Below are 7052 nucleotides of genomic sequence, written 5' to 3' on the forward strand. Positions count from 1 at the left end.
TGTCGGTGATGCCCAGCTTTCCAGCCACCTCCCGCACCCGGTTCTGTACCGTTCCAGGGTCCTGGTGATTCAGGGAGAGGGCCAAACCGATGTTTTCCTCGATGGTCAGGGTATCCAGCAGATTGAAGTCCTGAAACACAAAGCCCAGCCGCTCCCGGCGGAACCTGGCCAGTTCACTTTCCGACAAGTCGGCCACGCTCACCCCGTCCAAGAGAATTTTCCCGGCGCTGATGGCGTCAATGGTGGAAATGCAGTTGAGCAGGGTGGTCTTGCCTGAACCGGATGCCCCCATGATGGCCAGGAACTCCCCAGCCTCCACGTCAAAGCTCACCCGGTCCAGCGCCTTAGTGACGTTGTTTTTGCTCCCATAATATTTTTCAATATTTTGTACTTGTAACATGGCAATTTGCCTCCTTTGCTTGTGGCTCTATGGTACACCAAAAGCGAAGGCTGTTGTATCGAAGTCATATTGATTTGTCTTACAGTTTTGTAAGGTTTTGCTTTGCGGGAAAGGTGAGGGTAACAGTGGTTCGCTTTCCTTCCTCAGAGACAATCTCCAGTCCAAGATCCAGGAAACCAGACAGTTTTCTGCACAGATACAGGCCCATACCAGTGGAACCGCCCCGGCTCCGTCCGTTGCTGCCGGTAAAACCTCTGTCAAACACACGGGGCAGTTCATGGGCGGGGATACCAATGCCATTGTCTGAGACGGTAAGCTGTACCTGTTTTCCGAGAGGATGGGCCGAGATTGTGATGACCGGGGCTTCTCCCCGGTAATGGGCAGCGTTTTGGAGCAGCTGGCCCAGAATAAAGACCGCCCATTTTTCATCGGTATAGACGGCGCAGTTCATATTTTCCATCTCTACCCGAATACCGTTTTGGATCAATAGGGAACGGTGGTTCTCAATCGCCTGAGCTGCGATTTTTTCAAGCTCTATCTGCCGGAACAGGCAGTCTTGCTCCGGGTTCTCCGCACGGGCGTAGAACAATGCCCGCTCTACATGAGCTTCGATTTGACTGAGTTCCGCTGTGAGCTTCCGGCGGGTGTCCCCGTCCAACTCCCGACAAATGAGCCGGGCGGCGGTGATGGGGGCTTTGATCTCATGCACCCAGCGTTCCACATATTCCCGGTACTCCCTTTGGGATGCCTGTGCGTCAGATACGGCGCCAGTCATATCGCGGCCAGCCAGGCGGGTCAGGTCAAAGAGCCGCCGTTCATAAAGCCCTCTTGGCTGCGGAACGCACTCCGTAAACAGGTATTTACGGTCCAGACCATCCAGAATAGATTTCAATTCCAAGAGGCGGGCACGCTGCTGAAAGAAATCAAACATATTCACCGTCAGAAAAACCAGCAGAAGCACAATCAGCAAAATCACCAGAACTCCTGGCTGTGTTCCCGTAGCGAAAAGGAACAGCGTTGCCAGTCCGGCGCAAATCACTTGGAGTGCGATACGCCTCAGCCGGTCCGACAAAAATTCCCGCAGGGTCATAGTTGATACCCCATTCCGCGCCGGGTCTTGATGGCGTCCGGCAGACCGATCTCCGCCAGCTTTCCCCGCAGCCGGGTCATATTCACGCTGAGGGTGTTGTCATCAATGTAAATCTGGTTGTCCCACAGGGCGTCAATCAGATCGGCCCGAGAAACAATCTGCCCGGTATGAACCATCAGGCAAGCCAAAATCTGCAGCTCATTCCGGCTGAGTTCTACGGCTTTTCCGCTGGACGACACAACCCCTTTTGTCAGGCTTAATCGCAGTTCACCGGCCTCCAGCAAATCAGCCTGTTCCGGTCCGCCGCCGCTCCGGCGCAGAACCGCCTTGATCCGGGCCAGCAGAACGGGAACACTGTATGGCTTGGTGATGTAGTCGTCCCCGCCCAGGCTCAGCGCCCGTACCTCGTCCGCACCAGCATCCCGGCTGGTAACAAAAATTACTGGCGCAGGAACAACCTTCCGCAATGCGGCGCACAGAGAGAAACCATCTTTGCCCGGAAGTCCAATATCCAAAAGGATAAGGTTTGGGTGTTCCTGCGCTGCTTGCGCGGGTATATCTGTAAACCTCTCAATTGCCAGAGCTGTATATCCCTCGTTTTCCAGGAGCAGCGCCAACTCTTCCCGAATGGCTGGGTCATCCTCAATTATCATAATTTTTTGCATATGGCTGTTACCGCCTCGTCGTTTCCCCCATATTAACACAAGTGTAGCGTATTTGTCCAGAAGTGATGGCCTTGGGGGGATAAAATCAAATAATCTCACATTCCCCCTTGACAACAGCTTTAGAAGTAAACCGGGGCCGCCAGGACGATCACGTCCGCCTCAATCGGCGCATCCAGCACCTCTGTCATGCCGTCCTTCTGCACGCAGACGCCGGTACCCCGGTAGGCGTAACAGGCCATACAGCCGCCAATGTGCAGATCGTGAACCGTAAATCTTCCGGACCTGCTGTCCGGCCTCCTCTGCGCCTCTGGCAAATTCATCGCATAAAATATCGGAGTCCCCGTTTTTCTGGGGGCTGCCCGCCAGAATCAAAATTTTTTTGCTCGTGAAAATCAACCTTTCTTTTTTCAAAGCTGCGAAAATAGGATTTACTTCTTACTATACCGCAGCCACAGTCCGCCGCCGGGCAGGGTCTGTATCCCGCAGAGCATATAGGCGCTCCCTCCTCAATCACCCCGCACACAGGCCGCGATTTCCGACTCCGCCTTCGCGACGTTCCCTCGGAAGAGCATCAGTCCATGCTCGGAAACGGCGGTATCCGGCTGGAGCGCGGCAATGGCGTTCACGGTCCGGGAAAAGCCGCCGCTGTGGGAACCGAAGGGGATGATGGTCTTGCCGGAGAGGTCCACGCTCTCCAGGAAGGTGTACACCGGCATGGGCAGGTCCGCCCGCCAGATGGGATAGCCCAGGAAGATCACGTCATAGTCCGCCATATTGGAAACCGGGGTCTTGGTGGCGGGGCGGAAATCCTGGCCCTGCTCCTCCCGGGCCTGGGCCGCCAGGGTGGCGTGGTCTGTGGGGTAGGGATTCTGAGGCTCAATGCGGTAGATATCCGCGTTGGTTTCCCTCTGGATGACCTGGGCCATGTGCTGGGCGTTGCCCAGGACTCCCCCGTTGATGACTACTGTGCTGTTGGCTTCTTCCGTGGTCATATTGTTGGGATTTGTGGTCTCCGGCATGGAGAAGTAGGCCGCCAGGACCCTGCCGTTTCCAGAGGCGCCGGGAGTGGAGGGTGTACTAATTGTACAGGGCGGAGACGATCTCCACACGTGTGGCGGGAGTTGCGGGGTCAAAGCGTCCGTCGGACCGGGCGGCGATGATGTTGTTGGTCCGGGACCAGTCCGCCGCCGTCTGGGCGTAGCCGGAAATGGAGGCGCCGTCGGTATAGGCGTCTGCGGAAGCCTCCGGGGAACCGGCCCAGCGCCAGAGGATCGCCGCCGCCTGCTGGCGGGTCACAGGGTCGCCCACGCCGAAGCGTCCGCCGGCGCCGGGAACAGCGTCTCAACCTGCCGGGCCATCATAGAGTAGCGGTTTTTCACTGCTCCAGCCCAGGCCCACGGCGGAGACGGTCAGCCCGTTCCCAAGAATACGAGTTTCCATCAAGCGGCTCCCTTACTGCTCCACATTGGCCTGAATCCAGGCTTCCACATGGTCCGCAATCTCAGCGTTGTTCAGCTCCCGGAACAGGAAATGGCTGTTTCCGGTGATGCCCTCCTTGGGCAGATCAAAGACCACGGCATTGCCGCCGCCGGCGTTGTACTGCTCCGCAAAAGCCAGGGCCCCGTCTCGAATGTTCTTCCGGAACTCCGTGGACCACGCCTGATCGCCAGGCTTGTATTCTTTGGAATCCTCTGCCCAGACATCCAGCGTTCCGTCCATGCTCATTTCCACAGCGGCCCCGGCCTCGCCCTGTCCGGGCTGGTCCACCAGAAAGGCGCTGCGGCCCTTTTGCAGGAACAGCGTGGACCAGCCGTCCCATCGTCGGGGGTGGTCATCCAGCCCATGTGGGACTGGCCGTAGCCGTGGAGGTATACCATCGGCAGGCCGGTTTCCTCTGCGGGGATCTGGCAGAGCACATTGGCGTGTCCCACATGGGCGGTATTGCCGTGCCGCTCCAGCTCCAGCCAGTTGGCGGTTTCGTCATACTCGCCCTCCACCGGCTCCGTCACCGTGACGCCGGAGGAGAACATCCCCTGCTCCGCGATGACCAGAGCGCCCTCGGGAAGCTGGGACCCAACGGGTTCACTGACCGGCGGCGTATCCGGGGTGTCCTCGGATTCGGCAGGGACGGGGCTTCCGCCGCAGGCTGACAGGGAGAGCGCCAGCGCCGGGATTAGCGCGGCAAATGCGTGTTTGAGTTTCATAAAAGCCTCCATTTTACCAGGACTTTTTCTCTTTGGAGCTGTCGTGCTGTTTCTTCCGTTCCTCCACCATGTTCACAAACCACTCCACCATCTTGGGGGTCCTGGCGGGAGAAGAAGGAGCTGGTTTCCGTATCCACGGCGGCGGCCATGTTCTCCGCCGTCAAAGTGAAGTCAAAAACGTTCCGGTTTTCGGCCATGCGCTCCTTGTGGGTGAACTTGGGAATCACCACCACGCCGCGCTGGATGTGCCAGCGGAATATAACCTGGGCAGGGCTCTTGCCGTACTTTTTGCAATTTCCATGATGACCGGATTGCCGAAGGTGTCGCCCCGGCCCTCTCCGAAGGGGGCCCAGGCTTCCAATTGGATGCCGTACTTTTCCGCCCACTCCTTGGAAACCTTCTGTTGGTTGAGAATGTGGGTTTCCATTTGGTTCACCATGGGCTTGATACGGTTGAAAGACGCGAAGTCCACCATGCGGTCCACATAGAAATTGGAGATGCCGACGGCCCGGAGCTTCCGCATGGACTCCAACACAGAGGCTTTCGCCGCCTCGTAGCCATAGTGCTCGAGCCAGACCTTGGTGGCGAGGAAAATCTCCTCACGGGTTACGCCGGACTTCTGAATGGCGCTGCCCACCTGCTCCTCGTTGAAGTAGCTCTGGGCGGTGTCAATGGAACGATAGCCCACGTCCAGCGCGTCCAGCACACAGCATTCGCACTCGCCCTGCGTCACCTGGCAGACTCCGTAGCCCAGGATGGGCATTTTCATGCCGATGGATAAAGTTATGTATTCCTATAATTGATTTTTATTATATTCCATCTGTTATAGTTTGATTTCGTAACTTTTTAGGCGGATATTTCGTCAACTTAACATTGCAACGCTTGACAAAGGGAAACAACATAAACAACAACAAAATGGACTGTCAACCTTACCGAAAACGCCGCCCGGCTGTAAAAAGGGCGGCGTTTTTGCGTGGCAGGGAAAGGAGGAAAACGTATAAGGAGACGGGGCCAAAATAAGGTTTTGGCCCCGTTTGTATTTGAAAAAGTAAGGAGGTCAAGCGAATGGCAGAAGAAATTAAAACGACCCCAGCCCCGGAGGGACAAACGCTGGAGCCCCCCGCGCCGGAAGTGTCGGAGGCCCCGCCCGCCCCGGAGCCGGGGGCCCAGGGTGTGATCCCCGGCATGGAGGGTCCCCCGGCCCCGGAGAACAAGGTGATCAACCTGTCGTCCGTCCGGGCGGGGCAGGAGCAGACGGACCCGGCCAAGGAGGGCGGGCAGGAGTGGGAGAAGCCCCAGGAGCAGCCGGAGCCTCCCCGCCGTGGCCGCCGCCCCAAGAACAAGGAGGCCCCGGCCCAGGGTGAGAGGCCCAAGCGCAAGGGCCGCCCGCCCAAGGCGGAGAAGCAGACCCCCGGCGGGGGCGGCGCTGGCAAGACGGCCAAGACCGCCACGCGGGGCAAGGCCGCTGGAAAATCCGCCCCGGCCAAGGAGGAGGCCCCGCCGCCTCCCGCGCCCGCGCCGGAGGAGCCGCCCCAGCCCAAAGACGCCTCCCGTGGGGAAAAAGAGGAGATCGTCTATCTGGACCTCTCCCAGCTCCACCCGTTCCAGGATCACCCGTTCGGCGTCCGGGACGACAATGAAATGAAAGGGCTGGTGTCGTCTGTGCGGGCAGGCGGCGTCCACCAGCCCGCCCTGGTGCGTCCCCGTGAGGGCGGGGGCTATGAGATCATAGCGGGCCACCGGCGGCAGCGGGCAAGCGAGCTGGCGGGGTACAAAAATATGCCCTGTATCGTCCGCAACATGACGGATGATGAAGCCGTCCTCGCTATGACGGACGACAACCTGCGCCACCGGGAAACGATTTTGCCCAGCGAAAAGGCGGCGGCCTTGAAGCAGCAGTATGAGGCCATCAAGCACCAGGGGACGCGGGGCGACGGCGCGGACCTGGGCAAGCTGTCTCTGGACAAGGTGGGCGAGCGCAACGGCATGAGCGGAAAGACGGTGCAGCGGTACATTTATCTGAATGACCTTGTGCCGGAGCTGAAACAGTTCATGGACGGCGGCAAGCTGTCGTTCACCCCGGCTGTGGAGATTTCCCGTATCAGGCCGGACCATCAGAAGTATATCGCCGTGTCCATTGAGGGGCAGCAGTCGTCCCCCTCCAAGGCCCAGGCCAAGAAGCTGCGGGAGATGGACGAGAAAAACCAGCTCAACCCGGATGTGATCGACGCGGTGTTGAGCCAGGAGAAGAAAAAGGAGGATTTTGACGTGATCATCAGCTCTGCGGAATTGGCCCAGTTTTTCGGCAAGGACAAGACGCCCCGTGAGATGAAGGACCAGATCATGGCTCTGCTGGGGGAGTGGAAGGAGAAGCAGCCCCCGGAGCTGGGCAAGGGCGAGAAGAAAGTGGATCGGGAGAAGTGAGCGGACCTCTGGACACGGTGTCCAGAGGTTTTTCGCTCCCTATTTCCCGCTTCATCCATGCGCTCCCCCCCTTGTGAATGAGACGGCCCTGGTGGTATATCCCCCGTCGCCGCGCCACCCATAGCACAGCCGGGGCCCCCTGTCAAGGGCAAGCCGCCGCTGCGCGGCGGTGCTCCGCACCCTTGACTGGGGGCCCCGGCTGTGCTACTCCCACGGCGCGACGGGGGATATATCCTCCAGAGCCGCCCCCCTTTCCCAAGATTGGGAAA

Annotated in this window: 10 protein-coding genes; 1 reads left to right on the forward strand and 9 read right to left on the reverse strand. The window is 58.9% G+C overall.

Going from position 1 to position 7052, the window contains the following annotated elements; genetic code table 11:
* The 9 genes from QZ329_RS14330 to QZ329_RS14365 form a co-directional block, all read right to left on the reverse strand.
* Window positions 1-400: ABC transporter ATP-binding protein (locus QZ329_RS14330; protein ID WP_295753684.1), on the reverse strand; the 400-nt coding region annotated here is incomplete at its 3' end.
* A gap of 79 nt (window positions 401-479) precedes the next feature.
* Window positions 480-1490: a sensor histidine kinase gene (locus QZ329_RS14335; protein ID WP_295753685.1), complete on the reverse strand. Its 1011-nt coding sequence runs from the start codon at window positions 1488-1490 to the stop codon at window positions 480-482.
* Entirely contained in the window at window positions 1487-2155 is a 669-nt protein-coding gene (locus QZ329_RS14340; RefSeq protein WP_295753686.1) for a response regulator transcription factor, read from the reverse strand. The genes QZ329_RS14335 and QZ329_RS14340 overlap by 4 nt, the downstream gene beginning before the upstream one ends.
* A gap of 506 nt (window positions 2156-2661) precedes the next feature.
* Entirely contained in the window at window positions 2662-3174 is a 513-nt protein-coding gene (locus QZ329_RS14345; protein WP_295753688.1) for a flavodoxin, read from the reverse strand.
* 58 nt (window positions 3175-3232) lie between these two features.
* Entirely contained in the window at window positions 3233-3463 is a 231-nt protein-coding gene (locus tag QZ329_RS14350; protein ID WP_295753689.1) for an S-layer homology domain-containing protein, read from the reverse strand.
* A 144-nt stretch (window positions 3464-3607) separates the two neighbouring features.
* Complete coding sequence (locus QZ329_RS14355; protein WP_295753690.1) at window positions 3608-3886, reverse strand: hypothetical protein; 279 nt, start codon at window positions 3884-3886, stop codon at window positions 3608-3610.
* Complete coding sequence (locus QZ329_RS14360) at window positions 3877-4359, reverse strand: hypothetical protein (RefSeq protein WP_295753691.1); 483 nt, start codon at window positions 4357-4359, stop codon at window positions 3877-3879. The genes QZ329_RS14355 and QZ329_RS14360 overlap by 10 nt, the downstream gene beginning before the upstream one ends.
* A complete protein-coding gene (locus QZ329_RS15665) occupies window positions 4356-4592 on the reverse strand; it encodes a hypothetical protein (RefSeq protein ID WP_365352238.1) in 237 nt (78 codons plus the stop codon). The genes QZ329_RS14360 and QZ329_RS15665 overlap by 4 nt, the downstream gene beginning before the upstream one ends.
* The gene (locus QZ329_RS14365; protein WP_365352241.1) at window positions 4583-5092 is read right to left on the reverse strand and encodes an aldo/keto reductase; all 510 of its coding nucleotides are present in this window, start codon (window positions 5090-5092) and stop codon (window positions 4583-4585) included. The genes QZ329_RS15665 and QZ329_RS14365 overlap by 10 nt, the downstream gene beginning before the upstream one ends.
* A 332-nt stretch (window positions 5093-5424) precedes the next feature.
* Between QZ329_RS14365 and QZ329_RS14370 the strand changes: the two genes are divergently transcribed.
* Window positions 5425-6783 carry a ParB/RepB/Spo0J family partition protein gene (locus QZ329_RS14370; RefSeq protein WP_295753692.1) on the forward strand — a complete coding sequence of 453 codons (1359 nt, stop codon included), beginning with the start codon at window positions 5425-5427 and terminating at the stop codon, window positions 6781-6783.
* The last annotated feature ends 269 nt before the right edge of the window (window positions 6784-7052 follow it).

The organism is uncultured Oscillibacter sp. (assembly GCF_910579365.1).
Classification (GTDB): Bacteria; Bacillota; Clostridia; order Oscillospirales; family Oscillospiraceae; genus Oscillibacter.

Excerpts from the sequence above, each read along its gene's own strand:
- QZ329_RS14340 (WP_295753686.1), bottom strand. The coding sequence starts at position 2,155 with ATGCAAAAAATTATGATAATTGAGGATGACCCAGCCATTCGGGAAGAG.
- QZ329_RS14360 (WP_295753691.1), bottom strand. The coding sequence starts at position 4,359 with ATGAAACTCAAACACGCATTTGCCGCGCTAATCCCGGCGCTGGCGCTC.
- QZ329_RS14345 (WP_295753688.1), bottom strand. The coding sequence starts at position 3,174 with ATGCCGGAGACCACAAATCCCAACAATATGACCACGGAAGAAGCCAAC.
- QZ329_RS14335 (WP_295753685.1), bottom strand. The coding sequence starts at position 1,490 with ATGACCCTGCGGGAATTTTTGTCGGACCGGCTGAGGCGTATCGCACTC.
- QZ329_RS14370 (WP_295753692.1), top strand. The coding sequence starts at position 5,425 with ATGGCAGAAGAAATTAAAACGACCCCAGCCCCGGAGGGACAAACGCTG.